Annotated in this window: 15 protein-coding genes; 3 read left to right on the top strand and 12 right to left on the bottom strand. The window is 59.4% G+C overall.

The window, feature by feature from the left end; all coding sequences use genetic code 11:
• Positions 1–16: 16 nt before the first annotated feature.
• The 3 genes from AC6I8P_RS05220 (at position 17) to AC6I8P_RS05210 (ending at position 1,641) form a co-directional block, all read left to right on the top strand.
• Complete coding sequence (locus AC6I8P_RS05220; RefSeq protein WP_136548421.1) at positions 17–1,030, top strand: M4 family metallopeptidase; 1,014 nt, start codon at positions 17–19, stop codon at positions 1,028–1,030.
• Positions 1,027–1,356: a protealysin inhibitor emfourin gene (locus AC6I8P_RS05215; RefSeq protein WP_021314501.1), complete on the top strand. Its 330-nt coding sequence runs from the start codon at positions 1,027–1,029 to the stop codon at positions 1,354–1,356. The genes AC6I8P_RS05220 and AC6I8P_RS05215 overlap by 4 nt, the downstream gene beginning before the upstream one ends.
• Before the next feature lie 102 nt (positions 1,357–1,458).
• Positions 1,459–1,641, top strand: a complete 183-nt coding sequence (locus AC6I8P_RS05210) for a con-10 family general stress protein (RefSeq protein ID WP_071813581.1) — start codon at positions 1,459–1,461, stop codon at positions 1,639–1,641.
• A gap of 86 nt (positions 1,642–1,727) precedes the next feature.
• Here AC6I8P_RS05210 and AC6I8P_RS05205 read toward each other — a convergent pair whose 3' ends face one another.
• From AC6I8P_RS05205 to pbpC, 12 genes are all read right to left on the bottom strand, one after another.
• Entirely contained in the window at positions 1,728–4,166 is a 2,439-nt protein-coding gene (locus AC6I8P_RS05205) for a glucose/quinate/shikimate family membrane-bound PQQ-dependent dehydrogenase (RefSeq protein ID WP_498031032.1), read from the bottom strand.
• A 329-nt stretch (positions 4,167–4,495) separates the two neighbouring features.
• Entirely contained in the window at positions 4,496–4,723 is a 228-nt protein-coding gene (locus AC6I8P_RS05200) for a zinc ribbon domain-containing protein (protein WP_238561650.1), read from the bottom strand.
• Between the two features lie 85 nt (positions 4,724–4,808).
• Positions 4,809–6,299 (bottom strand): ribosome biogenesis GTPase Der, encoded by a 1,491-nt coding sequence (der, locus tag AC6I8P_RS05195; protein ID WP_021506563.1) that lies wholly within the window; start codon positions 6,297–6,299, stop codon positions 4,809–4,811.
• Positions 6,300–6,475: 176 nt separating this feature from the next.
• A complete protein-coding gene (gene bamB, locus AC6I8P_RS05190; RefSeq protein ID WP_058758300.1) occupies positions 6,476–7,657 on the bottom strand; it encodes an outer membrane protein assembly factor BamB in 1,182 nt (393 codons plus the stop codon).
• Between the two features lie 19 nt (positions 7,658–7,676).
• Complete coding sequence (locus tag AC6I8P_RS05185; protein ID WP_498031031.1) at positions 7,677–8,294, bottom strand: YfgM family protein; 618 nt, start codon at positions 8,292–8,294, stop codon at positions 7,677–7,679.
• 39 nt (positions 8,295–8,333) lie between these two features.
• Positions 8,334–9,608 carry a histidine--tRNA ligase gene (gene hisS, locus AC6I8P_RS05180; RefSeq protein WP_058770848.1) on the bottom strand — a complete coding sequence of 425 codons (1,275 nt, stop codon included), beginning with the start codon at positions 9,606–9,608 and terminating at the stop codon, positions 8,334–8,336.
• 106 nt (positions 9,609–9,714) lie between these two features.
• Positions 9,715–10,836 carry a flavodoxin-dependent (E)-4-hydroxy-3-methylbut-2-enyl-diphosphate synthase gene (gene ispG / locus AC6I8P_RS05175; protein WP_021506559.1) on the bottom strand — a complete coding sequence of 374 codons (1,122 nt, stop codon included), beginning with the start codon at positions 10,834–10,836 and terminating at the stop codon, positions 9,715–9,717.
• Between the two features lie 38 nt (positions 10,837–10,874).
• Entirely contained in the window at positions 10,875–11,897 is a 1,023-nt protein-coding gene (gene rodZ / locus AC6I8P_RS05170; RefSeq protein WP_477529437.1) for a cytoskeleton protein RodZ, read from the bottom strand.
• On the bottom strand, positions 11,887–12,621 hold the full coding sequence (pilW, locus tag AC6I8P_RS05165) for a type IV pilus biogenesis/stability protein PilW (RefSeq protein ID WP_498031030.1): 735 nt from the start codon (positions 12,619–12,621) through the stop codon (positions 11,887–11,889). The genes rodZ and pilW overlap by 11 nt, the downstream gene beginning before the upstream one ends.
• A gap of 75 nt (positions 12,622–12,696) precedes the next feature.
• Positions 12,697–13,866, bottom strand: coding sequence for a dual-specificity RNA methyltransferase RlmN (gene rlmN, locus AC6I8P_RS05160; RefSeq protein WP_021506556.1), 1,170 nt, complete (start codon positions 13,864–13,866; stop codon positions 12,697–12,699).
• A 187-nt stretch (positions 13,867–14,053) separates the two neighbouring features.
• On the bottom strand, positions 14,054–14,485 hold the full coding sequence (gene ndk, locus AC6I8P_RS05155; RefSeq protein WP_021506555.1) for a nucleoside-diphosphate kinase: 432 nt from the start codon (positions 14,483–14,485) through the stop codon (positions 14,054–14,056).
• Between the two features lie 169 nt (positions 14,486–14,654).
• The gene (gene pbpC, locus AC6I8P_RS05150) at positions 14,655–16,973 is read right to left on the bottom strand and encodes a peptidoglycan glycosyltransferase PbpC (RefSeq protein WP_498031029.1); all 2,319 of its coding nucleotides are present in this window, start codon (positions 16,971–16,973) and stop codon (positions 14,655–14,657) included.

Below are 16,973 nucleotides of genomic sequence, written 5' to 3'. Positions count from 1 at the left end.
CGTCAGGGAGTCCGACATGCCTTACAGCGTTATTCCTCCGTACATTCTGCGAAACATCATCGATAACTGTTCCGGCGCACAGCAGGATTACGCGCGGCGCACCCTCACCCACGTGCAACAGCTGATGGCGGAACATCCTCACACCACCAGCGCAGCCAGCACCGCGCAGCCCGGCAGTGTTTTGCGCGCTATCTACGATGCGGGTAATACGCAAAATCTGCCCGGCACCTTGATCCGTGAGGAGGGCCAGCCCGGTAACGGTGACGTCGCCGCCGACGAAGCGTGGAACTATCTCGGCATCACCTATGATTTCTACTGGCAGATCTACCAGCGCAACTCGCTGGACAACAAAGGCCTGAAACTGGATGGCACCGTGCATTACGGCAGGGAATACCAGAACGCCTTCTGGAATGGCCAGCAGATGGTATTTGGCGACGGCGACGGTGAGATCTTCAATCGCTTTACCATTGCCATTGATGTGGTCGCGCACGAGCTGACGCACGGCGTGACCGAAACCGAAGCCGGGCTGATTTACTTTCAGCAGGCGGGTGCGCTCAACGAATCGATGTCCGATGTGTTTGGCTCGCTGGTGAAGCAGTATCACCTCAGGCAAAGCGCCGATCAGGCCGACTGGATCATCGGCGAAGGGCTGCTGGCGGCAGGTATTAAGGGCAGCGGCCTGCGCTCGATGTCCGCGCCCGGTACCGCCTATGACGATCCGCTGCTCGGCAAAGATCCGCAGCCTGCCGATATGGATCACTATATCGACACGCGCGAAGACAACGGCGGCGTGCATCTTAACTCCGGCATTCCCAATCGCGCCTTCTATCTGGCGGCGACCGCGCTGGGCGGCTTTGCCTGGGAACGGGCCGGTCAGGCATGGTACGACACGCTGTGCGATAAGGAACTGCCGCAGGATGCCGACTTCAGCACCTTTGCGCGCTTTACCGTACAGCATGCCGCAAAACGTTTTGATAATACGGTGGCACAGGCGATCCAGTCCGCGTGGCACGAGGTAGGTGTAAGGTGAATATTCAGCTGACCGATGACGCCATCATTGAGCTGGCGCGTGAAGGCGGCATTGCATTTATCCCCGGCCTGCGCAGCGAGCGGCGATTTGCGCTGGCGCAGCTGCCGGAACCGCAGAAGCAGCGCGTGTGCAACGTGCTGGAGCAGGCGCTGCCGCTCGGCGAGCCGGAGGAACAGGCCGCCAGCATCGGGCGCGGCGACCAGCGCTATTTCCGCATCCAGATAAGCTACGCGACCCACCGCGAAGCCGGAACGATTGTGATCCTGATTCCGGAAAACGTTGCGCCTCCTGAACTGCAGGCGCTGTGGCGCGACGGCGAAGAATAACTTAGACAGTTCCCACAGCATCGCCGTAACTAACTGACTATACTGGATAACGTGGCTAGCTAGTCCACATCAAAGAAAATACCCTTAGATGAGGTCTCTGCTATGACACAAACCAAGCAACGAGGCGGTGCCGGGAACTTTGCAGAGGACCCGGAGCGCGCCAGGGAAGCCGGTAGCGCGGGCGGCAAAGTCAGTGGGGGCAATTTCAGGAACGATCCTGAGAGAGCCAGGGAAGCTGGAAGAAAAGGAGGTCAAAAAAGCCGTCGCCCCTCTAAGCAGAAGTAAGTAAGGATCCTTACAGGAAGGAGTACGCCACGGACGGTTAATAAAAAAGGCCGACATCATGATGTCGGCCTTTCTTTTACTGCGGCTTACTTGCTGTCGGGCAGCGCGTAAGCAATCACGTAATCACCGCGATCCGGCGACTGACGCGCACCGCCTGCGGAGATCAGGATGTACTGTTTGCCGGTTTTCGGCGAAACATAGCTGATCGGTCCGCCCTGGCTGCCCACCGGCAGACGTGCTTTCCACACTTCTTTACCGGTTGAGCTGTCGAAGGCGCGCAGGTAGTAATCCTGGGTGCCGGCAATAAATACCAGACCGCCCTGCGTTGCCAGCGTACCGCCCAGCGTCGGCATACCGACCGGCATCTGCGCATGCATTTTGATACCAAACGGACCGGTATCCTGCACCGTACCCACCGGCACCTGCCACACAATCTGACGGGTCTTCATGTCGATGGCCGACAGCGTACCGAACGGCGGTGCCTGACACGGAATGCCCAGCGGCGACATGAAGCGGTTTTTGTTTACTGCGTACGGCGTGCCTTTCAGCGGTACCGCACCCATGCCGGTGTTGATGGCTTCACCGCCGTTGCTGGCAGCCGATTTGGTGGTGTCCTGCGGAATCATCTGCACCCACAGGCCAAGGCGCATATCGTTGACGAACATGTACTGGTTGTTCGGATCGAACGAGATGCTACCCCAGTTCATGCCACCGAGCGAGCCCGGGAAGCTGAGCGAAACATCGGTGTCCGGCACGGTGAACAGGCCGTCATAACGCATGCCTTTAAAAGCAATACGGCAAGCCAGCTGGTCAAACGGCGTGGCACCCCACATGTCTGACTCGGTCAGTTTCTGATTGCCAATGTTTGGCATTTCTACCGAGTGCGGCTGAGTTTTGGTGTACTGCTCGTTCGGGATATGGCCCTGCGGCATCGGCAGCTCTTCAACTTTGGTTAAAGGCTTGCCGGTCAGGCGATCCAGCACCCAGATCATGCCGGTTTTCCCGCCGATCACCACCGCAGGTTTGGTGGTGCCGTCCTTCATCGGGAAGTCCACCAGGCTCGGCTGCATTGGCAGGTCGAAGTCCCACAGGTCATTGTGGACCGTCTGATACACCCACTTCTCTTTACCGGTGGTGGCATCCAGCGCCAGCACCGACGCGCCATATTTGTGATCCAGCGCGGTACGGTTGGCACCCCACAGGTCCACCGACGAGCTGCCCATCGGCAGGAACACGGTGTTCATCGCCGGGTCGTAAGAGATTGGCGCCCATGAGTTTGGCGTGCTGCGGGTGTAATCTTTACCCGGCATCAGCACGGCATTCGGATCTTCATTGCCCGGGTCAAACGCCCAGCGCATCTGGCCGGTGATGACGTCGAAGCCACGCAGAACGCCGCCAGGCATGTCTGTCTGTACGTTATCCGCAACGCGACCGCCTACCACGACCGTGGTGCCCGCCACCTGTGGCGGCGAGGTCAGCTGATACTGCGGGTCCGGCGCGCTGCCGAGACCTTGCTTCAGATCGACCACACCGTGGTTACCGAAGTTTTCACACAGTTCACCGTTATCGGCGTTGATGGCAATCAGACGCGCATCGATGGTGTTCATCAGGATGCGACGCTGGCAGCTATCGCCCGTCGCCAGCGTTACCGCTGGCACCGGCGTGGAGCCCGGCTGCGTTGGCTGCTGTACCGGTTTGGTGGCATCAAAGTACGCCAGACCACGGCAGCGGTTCCACACCTGCGCCTGCGCATTGATTTCGCGCTTCCAGATCTGCTTACCGCTGTCGGCTTCCACCGCAATCACGTTGTTGTGCGGCGTACACAGATACAGGGTGTTACCCACCTGCAGTGGCGTTTCCTGATCTTCTGCACCGTTACCGGTCGGGCTGATCGGAGTGTCGCCGGTATGGAACGTCCAGGCAACTTGCAAGTCTTTAACGTTGTCGCGGGTAATCTGGTCGATAGCAGCAAAACGGTCGCCCTGCGGCGTACGGCCGTAGCTGCTCCAGTCCTGCTGCGGTTTGCTTTTATCTACCGGGATCAGCGGCAGCTGCTTGCCGGTGAAGGCCACGGTCGGATGCGGCTGGAACATCTGGACAAAGGTGACCACCATACCAACGGCAATCACCGCCGACAGCGCATACGAAAGCTTCGCCAGCGAGGCCTTGCCCTCACGCTTACGCAGCGCCGGCCAGGTAATAAACGCCAGCACCATCAGGCCGGCCGGCACCATCAGGCGCGACACCAGCGGCCAGAACTGCCAGCCAGCATCGTACAGCGCCCAAATCAGCGTACCGGCGAAGACCAGAATGAACAGCGTAACCGCCGAGGATTTACGGCGAAAGAACTGAATCGCCGACAGTAACATGACGATACCGGCAATGAGGAAGTACCAGCTGCCGCCCAGGGCCACCAGTTTACCGCCACCGATCGCGAAGAACAGGCCGATCGCCAGCAGGACCAGCCCGAATAACACGGACCAGAGACTCAACCCTTTACCGGGACGAGCGGAATTTTCTGCCATAACACAAACTCTCCTGAAAAAATAACGCGTGGCGGCCGGAATGCGGGAGCAGCCGGTCAATGTATTCCTGACTGAGCAGGGACAGGAAGTTATCCGTTACGCTTTATTTTATATCTGTTGGTACGGGAGCTACGCCCGTTATGCAGCGCTTGTGAGCGAGGCCGCAGGATCAACATCCGCTAGCATTCGCGACAAGGCGGGCAGGATTGTACCATCCGGTACAATTAAAAGTGAACATCCATAACGCGGTAGTTACTGGGCAATAGCATTTTTGCTACAAACGCAGCGCGAAGCGAGCAGCCAGCGCCACTTCGCGCTATCGCAAACCCTCATTCCATGACGTCTTCCGGGCGATAATGCACGCGCCTGCTGGAGATCAGGCCGTGACCGTGGGTACAGAAATAATCTATGGCACCGCACGCTTTTAGAACCTGCAGCGGCTGCTGGCAGTCGGGACAGCAGGCCAGCGCGGGGAAATGACGCTGGCAGTGCGGGCAGTCGAAGCGTTGTTCGCTGTAAGTGAGCGGTTGCTGACAGTGAGGGCATGGGGTGAGCATGATGACTCCGGAATCGTGGCTGAGGATCGTGATAAAACCGGATGTTACGCCAAAAAAAGAGGGCCCATCCGGGCCCTCATCATGTTTAGCGTTTGTTTTTCTTCAGATGCGATATCAGACGCTTACGCTTACGCTGCTGGGTTGGCGTCAGCAGGTTACGTTTGCCCGCATACGGGTTATCACCCTCTTTAAACTGGATGCGAATCGGCGTTCCCATCACGTTCAGCGAGCGGCGGAAGTAGTTCATCAGATAACGCTTGTAGGAATCCGGCAGATCCTTCACCTGATTACCGTGAATCACCACAATCGGCGGGTTATAACCACCGGCATGCGCGTATTTGAGTTTCACGCGGCGGCCACGCACCAGCGGCGGCTGATGGTCATCAGCAGCCATGTTCATGATACGTGTCAGCATGGAGGTATTTACGCGTTTGGTCGAGCAGTCGTACGCTTCGGTCACGGATTCGAACAGGTTGCCCACGCCGCTGCCGTGCAGTGCCGAGATAAAGTGCACGCGCGCGAAGTCGATAAAGCCGAGACGGAAGTCCAGCGTCTCTTTCACTTCATCTTTAATCTCCTGCGACAGGCCATCCCACTTGTTGACCACAATCACCAGTGAGCGCCCACTATTCAGGATAAAGCCGAGCAGCGACAGGTCCTGATCGGAAATGCCCGCGCGCGCGTCAATCACCAGCATCACCACGTTGGCATCTTCAATCGCCTGCAGCGTTTTGATGACGGAGAATTTTTCCACCGTATCAGTGATTTTGCCGCGCTTACGCACGCCCGCGGTATCAATCAGAATGTACTCGCGGTCATCACGCTCCATCGGAATGTAGATGCTGTCGCGCGTGGTGCCCGGCATGTCGTACACAACCACACGGTCTTCACCGAGGATACGGTTGGTGAGCGTTGACTTACCTACGTTCGGACGCCCGACAATCGCCAGTTTGATCGGCAGACCGGTCGGATCGAAGGCTTCTTCCTCTTCTTCCTCCAGCGCTTCACCGTTCTCTTCGGCGGCTAACGCGGCCCAGTAAGCTTCGTTTTCGTCCTCTTCGCTGACTTCCCGCGGCGCGATGTCATCCATCCACGGCAGCAGCGCGGTTTCCAGCAGGCTGGTGACGCCACGACCGTGCGACGCGGCAATCGGGTGAATCTCACCCAGGCCGAGCGCGTAGAAGTCCAGCACCGCAGCATCCGGATCGAGACCGTCGGTTTTGTTGGCAACGAGGAACGTCGCTTTATCGCGCGAACGCAGATGATTGGCGATCTGCTGATCCGCCGGCATGACACCAGCACGCGCATCGACTAAAAACAGCACCACATCGGCCTCTTCAATCGCCAGCAGCGACTGCTCCGCCATGCGGTTTTCCACGCCTTCCTCGGTGCCATCAATACCGCCGGTATCGATAACAATAAATTCGCGCCCTTCCACTTCGGCGCGACCATATTTGCGATCGCGAGTCAGTCCAGGGAAATCGGCCACTAACGCATCACGTGTGCGCGTTAAGCGGTTAAACAGCGTGGATTTCCCCACATTGGGACGCCCAACCAGCGCGACCACAGGTACCATAACACTTGCCTCAGTTTTAAAAATAAATCGCCCGAATGGCGTGATTATAACGGCATTTGCCGTCAGGTTCAGGCCGCAGGCGCCAAGAATATCATGCCTGACTAAAAACAGAACGGCCCCTGACGAATCAGGAGCCGTATCAATGCGTGCGAAACGCTGCCCGTCGGGCCATCGCCTTAACGGGTGATGGCGTAGACCTCACCGCCTTTCGCCTGGATCAGCAGCTTGTCACCGGCCACGACCGGCTCGGTCTGGAAGCCGTCGCTGTCCAGTTTCTGCTGCGCCACGAAGCGGCCGTCCAGGGTGTTGATCCAGTGCACGTAGCCTTCGCTATCGGCGACCACCAGGTAACCGTTGAACAGCACCGGAGACGTCAGGTTACGGTGCAGCAGATCGCTCTGACGCCAGATCGCCACGCCGCCATCGGCGTTGAGCGCAATCACGCGGTCATCCTGATCCACCAGATAGATGCGACCGGCATCGACGATCAGATCTTTGACGCCGCCGATTTCACGCTTCCACAGAATCTGACCGGAACGCAGATCCAGCGCCGTCAGGTTACCGTTGTAGGCCAGCGCATAGACCACGCCATTGACGATCACCGGCGTGGTGTCGACATCGTTAAGACGATCGATCTCGGTCGCGCCGCTTGGCTGGGAGATACGCTGCTGCCAGATCAGCTGACCCTGGTTCATGATCACCGCGCTGACGCGACCATTATCGCCGCCAACAATCGCGCCGCCGAACGCTACTGCCGGCGCCGATTCACCGCGCAGCGACAGGGCTGGCATATCCAGATTCACGCTCCATTTCACCGCGCCGCTGCTCTGATCGAGCCCCTGCAGCATACCGTTGCTGGTGTGAATCAGTACCAGACCATCGCTGACCACCGGACGCGACAGCGCTTCGCCGGCCACTTTGGTCTGCCAGGCAATGCTGCCGTCGCTGCTGTTCAGGGCAAATACCTGACCCCGTTCGCTACCGATGTAGAGGCGGTCGCCGTTCGCAGTGATACCGCCAGACAGCAGTGCCGAGATGTTTTTCGAGAAGAAGCCGGTCTTCTCAGAGAGGTTCACTTTCCACTTCTCTTTGCCGTTGCTGGCGTCGAGCGCTTTCACGATGCCAAAGCGGTCGGCGGCATACACGGTGCCGTCCTGCCAGGCGGGATGCAGATTGGAATAGAAATCACCTACGCCGTCACCGACCGAGGTGCTCCACGCGGTTTCCGGCGTGAACTGGTTTTCAACCTTCGGCAGCGGGGCCATTTTCACTACATCTTCTTCGCCGCTGAACAGCGAGCAACCGCTGAGCAGAGTGACTGACATCAGCCCTGGCAGCAGGTATTTACGTAATTCCATGTGCGCTCTCTTGACTGGCTTAACTTAAGTTATTCATCTTCATCTGCAGCATCTGCTTCAGCGCAGGAGAAGCCTGCGATTCCGCACCTTTGCTCCAGGCATCACGGGCACCCTGCTTATCGCCTTTGCTCAGCAGGGCTTCGCCGCGAATGTCCGCCACAATGGCTGTCCAGCCATCACCCTGCACATTGTTCAGGGTAGTAAGCGCGGCATCGGCCTGGTTTTGCTGCAGTTGAATGCGTGCCAGACGCAGGTTAATCACCGCCTGCAGATTGGCATCTTTGGTGTCTTTCAGCCCGCTTTGTAACAGCGTGATGGCTTTGTCTAACTGATTGGCGGCAACGTACTGTTTAGCCAGATCCAGCGCGGCCAGCGCACCGTAGGTGTTGTTGTTCTCGCTGGCAAAACTGGCGACCGCTTCCAGCGTCTGCGGCTTGTCCGCCTGCATGGCGCTGGTCAGCTGCTGATACTGCGCCGACGCGGCTTTGTCCGCCCCTTCCTGATGGCTGCTCCAGAAACGCCAGCCGCCCAGTGCGGCGATACCAACGATGACCCCGACCGCCAGTGCTTTGCCGTTGTTGGCAAAGAAGCGACGCAGCGCATCAACCTGTTCGTTTTCGTTGCTGTAAACTTCCACGCAATCCCTCTCCTTAAAATGCCTGTTGCAGTGCTGCGCTTACTGCAGCAGCGTGTGCAGCGTCGCGGCGGCGTCGCTCTGCGCCAGCGTCTGCTGATCGCCGGTGCGCAGGTCTTTAATCACCACCTGGCCCGCTTTCACTTCGTCTTCGCCCAGCACCAGCGCAATGCGTGCGCCCCACTTGTCTGCACGGGCAAACTGCTTCTTGAAGTTACCGCCGCCGAAATTGGTCATCAGCTTCAGCGCCGGGTCGGCATCACGCAGTTTTTCCGCCAGTTGCATCGCGGCGGACTGCACGCCCTGCCCCGAAGCGATAACATAGACATCAACAATGCGCGTCGGTTCAAATTCCGGATTCACCGCCTGCACCAGCAGCACCAGACGCTCGAGGCCCATGGCAAAACCGACTGCCGGCGTCGCGCGGCCGCCCAGTTGCTCAACCAGACCATCATAGCGACCGCCACCGCACACGGTGCCCTGCGAGCCGAGGCTGCTGGTCACCCATTCAAACACGGTGCGGTTGTAGTAATCGAGGCCGCGCACCAGGCGCTGATTGATGCGGTATTTAATGCCGGCATCGTCGAGCAGCGCGCACAGGCCGCTGAAGTGTTCACGTGATTCCTCATCAAGGAATTCACCCAGCGTCGGTGCGTCGTTGAGCAGCGTCTGAATGTCAGGATTTTTGCTGTCCAGCACGCGCAGCGGATTGGTATACATACGACGTTTGCAATCTTCGTCCAGCACCTCTTTATGCTGTTCGAGGAAAGCCACCAGTGCGCTGCGGTAGTTAGCGCGCGCCTCCAGTGAACCGATGGAGTTCAGTTCCAGCTCAACGTGGTCAGCAATACCCAGCGCTTTCCACCAGCGATGGGTCAGCATGATCAGCTCGGCGTCCACGTCCGGGCCCTGCAGGCCAAACACTTCCACACCCATCTGGTGGAACTGGCGATAGCGCCCCTTCTGCGGACGCTCGTAGCGGAACATCGGACCGATGTACCACAGGCGTTGCTCCTGATTGTACAGCAGACCGTGTTCAATACCGGCGCGCACGCACCCTGCGGTGCCTTCCGGGCGCAGCGTCAGGCTCTCGCCGTTGCGGTCTTCAAAGGTGTACATCTCTTTTTCAACCACGTCGGTGACTTCACCGATCGCGCGGCTGAACAGGGGAGTTTGCTCGACGATTGGCAGACGGATTTCACTGTAGCCGTAGCTGGCCAGCACCTGCTTCAGGGTGCCCTCAATACGCTGCCAGATGGCGGTATCCGCCGGCAGGTAATCGTTCATCCCGCGAATCGCTTGAATATTCTTCGCCACGTTAGAATCTCTTAATACAAAAAAACCTGTCCGGCATCATACCTTATGAGGATGAAACCGCACAGGTTCAATCACAAACTGGCATGCGCCAGGCGCACACCGTCCTTTATTTTTCCAGCTGCTGCACGTTGATGCGGCGGCTCTCGTCCAGCATGGTGGCTTTCGCACGGATGCGCGCTTCCAGCTGATCGATCATGTCATTGTTGTCGAGGCGGTCGCGCTGGCGTACGCCATCTTCGTAGAAACCGCTCTTCTTGTTGCCACCGGTCACGCCGAGCGTCGACACCGTGGCTTCGCCAGGACCGTTCACCACGCAGCCAATGATCGAGACGTCCATCGGCGTAATGATGTCTTCCAGCCGCTCTTCCAGTGCGTTAACCGTGCCAATCACGTCAAACTCCTGACGCGAACAGGTCGGGCAGGCGATGAAGTTGATGCCGCGTGAGCGGATGCGCAGTGATTTCAGGATGTCGTAACCGACTTTCACTTCTTCGACCGGGTCGGCGGCCAGCGAAATACGCAGCGTATCGCCGATCCCTTCCGCCAGCAGCAGGCCAAGGCCAATCGCCGACTTCACAGCACCCGCACGCGCGCCACCGGCTTCGGTGATGCCAAGGTGCAGCGGCTGATCGATGGCTTTTGCCAGCAGACGGTAGGATTCTACGGCCAGGAACACATCGGAGGCTTTGACGCTCACTTTGAACTGATCAAAGTTGAGGCGATCGAGGTGATCAACATGGCGCATGGCGGATTCGAGCAGCGCCTGCGGCGTTGGCTCACCGTACTTTTCCTGCAGATCTTTTTCCAGCGAACCGGCGTTAACGCCGATACGGATCGGAATATTGTGGTCACGGGCGCAGTCCACTACCTGGCGAATACGCTCGTTGTTACCGATGTTGCCCGGGTTAATGCGCAGGCAATCGACGCCGTACTCGGCCACTTTCAGGGCGATGCGGTAGTCAAAGTGAATGTCCGCTACCAGCGGCACGTTGACCTGCTGCTTAATCAGTTTGAAGGCTTCCGCCGCATCCATGGTGGGCACGGACACCCGCACGATATCCACGCCGACGCGCTCCAGCTGACGGATCTGATTCACCGTCGCTTCAACGTCTGTGGTGCGGGTGTTGGTCATTGACTGAACGGCGATAGGCGCGCCATCGCCAACCGGCACCTTGCCGACGTAAATACGTGTAGATTTGCGACGGATAATGGGTGCTTCGTTATGCATATTCTCTCTCCACAATTACCCGGAAAGCGCGCTGCGCGTTATTGCGCACCCAGCGTCAGACGGGCAACCTGGTTATTACGGATAAAACGACTTAAATCAACGGGCTGATTCTGATATTGCACGTCAACCGCACCCGGTGCGCCAATTTTCAGACGATACGGAGCTGTGCCGGACAGGCTGAGTTTACCGCCGCTACGTTGCAATCCGCTGAACAGCTTCTTGCCGGTCGCATCGGTGACTTCCAGCCAGCAGTCGGCTTTGAAGTTCATCACCACCGCGTTGGGATCGCCCGCAGGCTGGCTGACGGCAGCGCTGCCGGTTGGCATTGAGCCTGCCGGCACGCTGTTGGCCGGCGCCGGTGAAGTGGCCGCTGGCGGTGCGTTATCAATTGGCGCCTGGCTCGGAGACACCACCGCGTTGTCGCTGCTGGTTGCCGTGTTGCTGCTGGTCGCTGCTGGCGCACTGCTGGTAATGCCAGCGTTGTCTGGCGTGCTGACCGCACCGGCACCGGTGTCAATCGGGGTACCGGCCGCGTTAGTGTCGCTGTCGGTAGTGCTGTCCGTGCTGTTGTCACCCAGCGGAATCGACTGGCTGTTGTCGCTGCTGCTGCCGTTCTGGTCAGCCATCGACACCAGATCCGCCTGCGAGGCTTTATGGTTCTGCCACCACCAGGCGCCGGTCAGGCCGACCACCACGAAAATCACCAGCCAGGTGAAGATCATCAACCAGCCGTCACGCTTTTTACGACGCTTACCCAGTGAGAAGCTCTGCATCGGCTCAATTTTCGCCGCACGCACCGGAGCCTGCTTCGCCATCATCGGCAGCAGGTCATCTTCAGGTACATGCACCAGACGCGCATAAGAGCGAATGTAGCCGCGCAGGAAGGTCGAGGCCAAATCCGCCGGGGATTTATCCTCTTCAATATCACGCACGGTAGAAAGTTTCAGGCACAGGCGCTCAGCGACGTTTTGCTGGGTCAGCCCCATCTGCTCACGGGCCAGACGCAGGCGTTCACCTGTGGAATGTACTGCAGAATTCTCTTGAGTGGCTTCAGTATTCATTAGCTAAATAACGCTGGTACTGTATCGATTGTGGAAAACTTCGCGCCAACCGGTCGCCATAACGTGTAACGTCAGCAGCGTTTCCCTGTTGCGCGGCGAAACGTATCTGTAACCCCAGACTCTCTGCCGTTGCCGGCAAATGCTGATGGTAAACTTCTAAAAGCAGCGGCACTGAAGCCCACTGCTGCTGTTCAAGCCGTCGTTCCACTTCCGTCAGCAGCATACTGCCCTGCTCCGGTGCGGCATCCAGCGCGAGATCGAACTGCTGGCGCGCGGCGCGATCCTCTCCCGCCTGCAGGTAACAATAGCCCGAAAACAGCAGGGCATCCTGCGCGGCGTCGCTCTGCTGCGCGTCTGTTGCCAGCTTAAACTGTTGATGCGCTTCGTCATACTGCCTCAAACCGCAGAGAAACGCACCGTAATTGTTAGCCACATAACCATTCAGCGGCGCTAACTGCTGCGCGTGCTGGTAGTAACGGCGCGTCTGCGCGCTATTCTGCTGTGCCTGCGCGACACGCGCAAGCGCCAGCGGCACCCGGTAATCACGCGGCGCGGCCTGCTGCGCACGCAGCAAATTGCGCTGCGCCGCGGCATAATCCTTCACCGCCAGATAGTGCAATCCCAGCTGCAGTCGGATATCGGCCGCGCCGTGCCGTGCCGGTACTTCGACACACCCGGTTACAACAAAGCCGGCCAGCAGCGCGGCGGGTAATCCTTTACGCATCTCAGTCTCTCCCTGTCAGTTCAGCGCAGAGACTGCCATGCCTGACGCCCGATGCGTAGCAGCGGGCGCGATCTTTCAGAGCGCCTTCACAGAGATGGCTTCACCGGCCATTTTTTTACGCAGCGTACGCTTGGTGCGGTCGATAACATCGCCGGCCAGCTGACCACAGGCGGCATCAATGTCGTCGCCGCGCGTTTTACGCACGATGGTAGTGAAACCGTACTCCATCAGCACTTTGGAGAAGCGGTCGATACGGCTGTTCGAGCTGCGGCCATACGGCGCGCCCGGGAAGGGGTTCCACGGAATCAGGTTGATCTTGCACGGCGTCTCTTTCAGCAGCGCCGCCAGCTCATGCGCATGTTCGGTGCTGTCGTTGACGTGATCCAGCATCACGTACTCAATCGTCACGCGGCCCTGATTGGCGTTGGATTTGCCAATGTAGCGCTTCACCGCCGCCAGGAAGGCTTCGATGTTGTACTTTTTGTTGATTGGCACGATGTCATCGCGGATGGTGTCATTCGGTGCGTGCAGCGAAATCGCCAGCGCCACGTCGATCATATCGCCGAGCTTGTCCAGCGCCGGCACTACGCCCGAGGTCGACAGCGTCACGCGACGTTTGGAGAGGCCGAAACCGAAGTCATCCAGCATGATCTCCATCGCCGGCACCACGTTGGTAAGGTTCAGCAGCGGCTCGCCCATGCCCATCATGACCACGTTGGTGATCGGACGCTGGCCGGTCACTTTAGCGGCACCGATAATTTTTGCCGCGCGCCATACCTGACCAATGATTTCAGACACGCGCAGGTTACGGTTAAAGCCCTGCTGCGCGGTCGAACAGAATTTACACTCCAGCGCACAGCCTACCTGCGAGGAGACGCACAGCGTGGCGCGGTCGGCTTCCGGGATATACACGGTTTCCACCAGCTGATCGCCGACGCGAATCGCCCACTTAATGGTGCCATCGCTGGAGCGCATCTCTTCCGCCACTTCCGGCGCACGAATTTCAGCGCGCTGCATCAGCTTGCCACGCAGCACTTTATTGATGTCTGTCATCTGCTCGAAATCATCGCAGCAGTAGTGGTACATCCACTTCATGACCTGATCGGCACGGAACGGTTTTTCGCCCATCTCAACAAAGAATTCGCGCATCTGCTGACGGTTAAGATCCAGCAGGTTAATTTTTTCGTTTTTCGGGGAAACAACCACGGGGGAAGCGGACGACGGCGTCACAATCTGTTCGGACATAATGTTCTCTGGCCTCGTTGTTACACGTTACGGCTCTGGTTAAGAATAGGAAAAAAACAGCGCCCTCGCTGAGCCAGGCTCAACAAGGGCGCATAATTGTACTACATCTGCTGCGTGATGCCAGGGGAACGTCTTAGCCACCGGTTACAAGGTGTAAAGACGTCTGTCCGCATCCGCTACCGCGCACTTAGCGGGTACGTGGGCAGACTTCGTTTTCTGCGAAGAAGTAAGCGATTTCGCGTGCCGCAGATTCTGCAGAGTCAGAACCGTGGGTGGCGTTTTCGGTGAAGCTGTCTGCGTAGTCAGCACGCAGCGTACCGGCCAGCGCGTTGTCCGGGTTAGTTGCACCCATCAGATCACGGTGACGCTGGATAGCGTTTTCGCCTTCCAGAACAGATACCACAACCGGGCCAGAAGTCATGAACTCAACCAGACCATCAAAGAACGGACGACCTTTGTGCTCCGCGTAGAAGCCTTCAGCCTGCTCTTTGGTCAGGTGCAGCATTTTCGCACCAACGATTTTGAAGCCAGCGCTTTCGAAACGGTTGTAGATAGCACCAATCACGTTCTTAGCGACAGCGTTTGGTTTGATGATGGAGAAAGTGCGTTCGATTGCCATGATTACCTCTGATTAGCATCCTGAAGAAACCGGGAACCCGCTCCCGGTAAGAAAACGCGCCGATTATAGGGAGATCGGCGCGCCTTGCCTATGAGTGAAGAGAGGAATTATTGAAAATAATTGATTTCTGTCGGGGCAAACACGCAAAAAATATGCCATAGCGCTGCGTTTAGCCACGCGTGAACGACACCGAAGCCAGCTGCCCGGCCTCATCCATCACCACCAGCTGATAACGACCGGACTCGCGCAGCACCAGCGAGGCGCTGCTTTTTCCCGCAGCAAGCGCCACCGGCTGCCCGTTTAAAAACCACCAGCGCTGCGTACCCTGCCCGCCCTGCACCGCCACCGGCAGCAGCAATACGACCTTACCGGGCAGCGGCTGCACGCGCTGGCCATTGATCACGCCGGTCACCAGCAGCGGCGCGCTGTCCCCCTGATTCAGCGGCGGGCAGGTCGCATCCACCGGCGGCAGGCGCTGCGCCCGCCGTTCGCCCGGTGGCAGCCACGGCTCAAGCGGCAGCGGCCACATCAGTCGCTCACGGCTTTGCGCATCCGGACAATCCGCCGCCACGCGCAGCCCTTTGCTGTTTTGCCAGAAGCGCTGGCGTAAGCCATTGACGCCTTCCTGACCCGGCGCCAGCAGCGTTGGCGGCACGGTCTGATTCAGCACCCAGCTGTAACGCCGCTGCCGGCAGTTCTCGTCGCCAGCGGGCAACGGCTGGCCGCCGGGCCAGCAGATACTGACGGCGCTGACCGTCGCCGGGCGCGGATCGCCGGGCACGCCGCGCGCCGGCAGATGTCCCGCCAGCAGGTGATTAACCTGCTGCATCACCGGCACCGCCGACGCATAACCGAACTGGCCGGCAACCGGCGTGGCATCCGGCCTGCCCACCCAGACGCCAATCAGATAGCGCGGCGTGATACCGACGCTCCAGGCATCGCGATAACCGTAGCTGGTGCCGGTTTTCCACGCCAGCGGCACGATATCGGCGACCGCCCCGCTGGCGGCAGGCTGTGCCTCACCGGCGAGAATGCGGCGCACAATCCACGCCGCGCCGGGCGACAGTAACGGGCGCTGCAGCAGCGGCTGCTGCGGCAACCAGCGCAGCTGCGCAGCATTACCGTGGCGGGCAAAGGCGCTGTAGGCGGCGACAATGTCGTCCAGCCGCGCGCCGGTGCCGCCCAGCACCAGCGACAGATTCGGTTCACCGCCCGCCGGAAAGCGCAGATTCAGGCCGACGTTGCGCAGCCGCGCGGCGACGTTTTTCGGTCCAAGCGCCTCCAGCAGCTGCACCGCCGGCAGATTGAGCGAACGCTGCAGCGCTTCGCTGGCGCTGACCGGGCCGTGAAAGCCGCTGTCGAAATTGCCGGGACGATAGTCGCCAAAGCGGCGTGGCACATCCTGCAGCAGCGATTCGCCATGAATCAGGCCATCATCCAGCGCCATGCCGTAGACAAACGGCTTGAGCAGCGATCCCGGCGAACGCACGCTGGCAATCATATCCACATGGCCAAAGCGGTTGTCGTCATTGAAAGACACTGAGCCGACGTAGCCGCGCACCTTCATGGTGCTGTGGTCGACAACCAGCAGTGCCAGCGAGGTGCGCGGCGGCAGCCGGGTTTGCAGCGACGCAGCGAGGTTCTCCAGTTCGCGCTGCAGCGACACATCCAGCGTGGAAGTAATTTTGCTGTCGGGCGACAGCGACAGCAGCCGGCGCGCCAGCAGCGGTGCCAGCTGCGGCAGCTGACGCGGCGGCAGCCATACCGGCTCCTGTTTGATTTCGGCGACGGTCTGCGCCGGCCACACCTGATACTGCGCCAGGCGATCCAGAACTTTATTGCGGGCAGCTTCAGCGCGCTGGGGCCAGCGGTCCGGGCGCAAACGGCTGGGTGCCTGCGGCAGCACCGCCAGCAGCGCCGCCTCGCCGCGGGTAAGCTGCGACGCCGGTTTGCCCAGCCACATCCAGCTGGCGGCGCCGACGCCCTCAACCGTGCCACCAAACGGGGCGCGGTTGAGATACAGCGTGAGGATCTCGCGCTTCGACAGATGCCACTCCAGCTGCAGCGCGCGCCACGCCTGCACCACTTTGCCACGCAGGGTACGCGGCTGCGGATCAATCAGCCGCGCCACCTGCATAGTAAGCGTGCTGCCGCCGGAGACAATGCCGTGCTGCAGCAGGTTTTGCCCGACGGCGCGCACTATCGCCAGCGGATTAATGCCGGGATGGTGCCAGAACCAGCGGTCTTCGTAGGTCAGCAGCGCCTCGATATAGGCCGGTGACACCTCGTCCAGCGTCACCGGATAGCGCCACACACCCTGTCGATCGGCAAAGCGCCACAGCGGCGTGCCATCTTCCGCTACCACCACCCGCGCCGGCTGTAACTGGCGCAGCGGCAGCGGATCGAACCGGTCCAGCAGCCATACTGCGCCCACCAGCAGCAGTAACAGCAGCGCCAGCCCGCACAGGCGTCGGTGGCGCTGCGTCAC

This window comes from gamma proteobacterium symbiont of Lampromicra miyakona, from assembly GCF_059730895.1.
This window is presented reverse-complemented; position numbering and strand designations above follow the sequence as displayed.

Coding starts and splice junctions, on each gene's coding strand:
- AC6I8P_RS05200 (WP_238561650.1), bottom strand. CDS start 4,723: ATGCTCACCCCATGCCCTCACTGTCAGCAACCGCTCACTTACAGCGAA.
- rodZ (WP_477529437.1), bottom strand. CDS start 11,897: ATGAATACTGAAGCCACTCAAGAGAATTCTGCAGTACATTCCACAGGT.
- rlmN (WP_021506556.1), bottom strand. CDS start 13,866: ATGTCCGAACAGATTGTGACGCCGTCGTCCGCTTCCCCCGTGGTTGTT.
- ndk (WP_021506555.1), bottom strand. CDS start 14,485: ATGGCAATCGAACGCACTTTCTCCATCATCAAACCAAACGCTGTCGCT.
- ispG (WP_021506559.1), bottom strand. CDS start 10,836: ATGCATAACGAAGCACCCATTATCCGTCGCAAATCTACACGTATTTAC.
- pilW (WP_498031030.1), bottom strand. CDS start 12,621: ATGCGTAAAGGATTACCCGCCGCGCTGCTGGCCGGCTTTGTTGTAACC.
- bamB (WP_058758300.1), bottom strand. CDS start 7,657: ATGGAATTACGTAAATACCTGCTGCCAGGGCTGATGTCAGTCACTCTG.
- der (WP_021506563.1), bottom strand. CDS start 6,299: ATGGTACCTGTGGTCGCGCTGGTTGGGCGTCCCAATGTGGGGAAATCC.
- AC6I8P_RS05210 (WP_071813581.1), top strand. CDS start 1,459: ATGACACAAACCAAGCAACGAGGCGGTGCCGGGAACTTTGCAGAGGAC.
- AC6I8P_RS05205 (WP_498031032.1), bottom strand. CDS start 4,166: ATGGCAGAAAATTCCGCTCGTCCCGGTAAAGGGTTGAGTCTCTGGTCC.
- AC6I8P_RS05220 (WP_136548421.1), top strand. CDS start 17: ATGCCTTACAGCGTTATTCCTCCGTACATTCTGCGAAACATCATCGAT.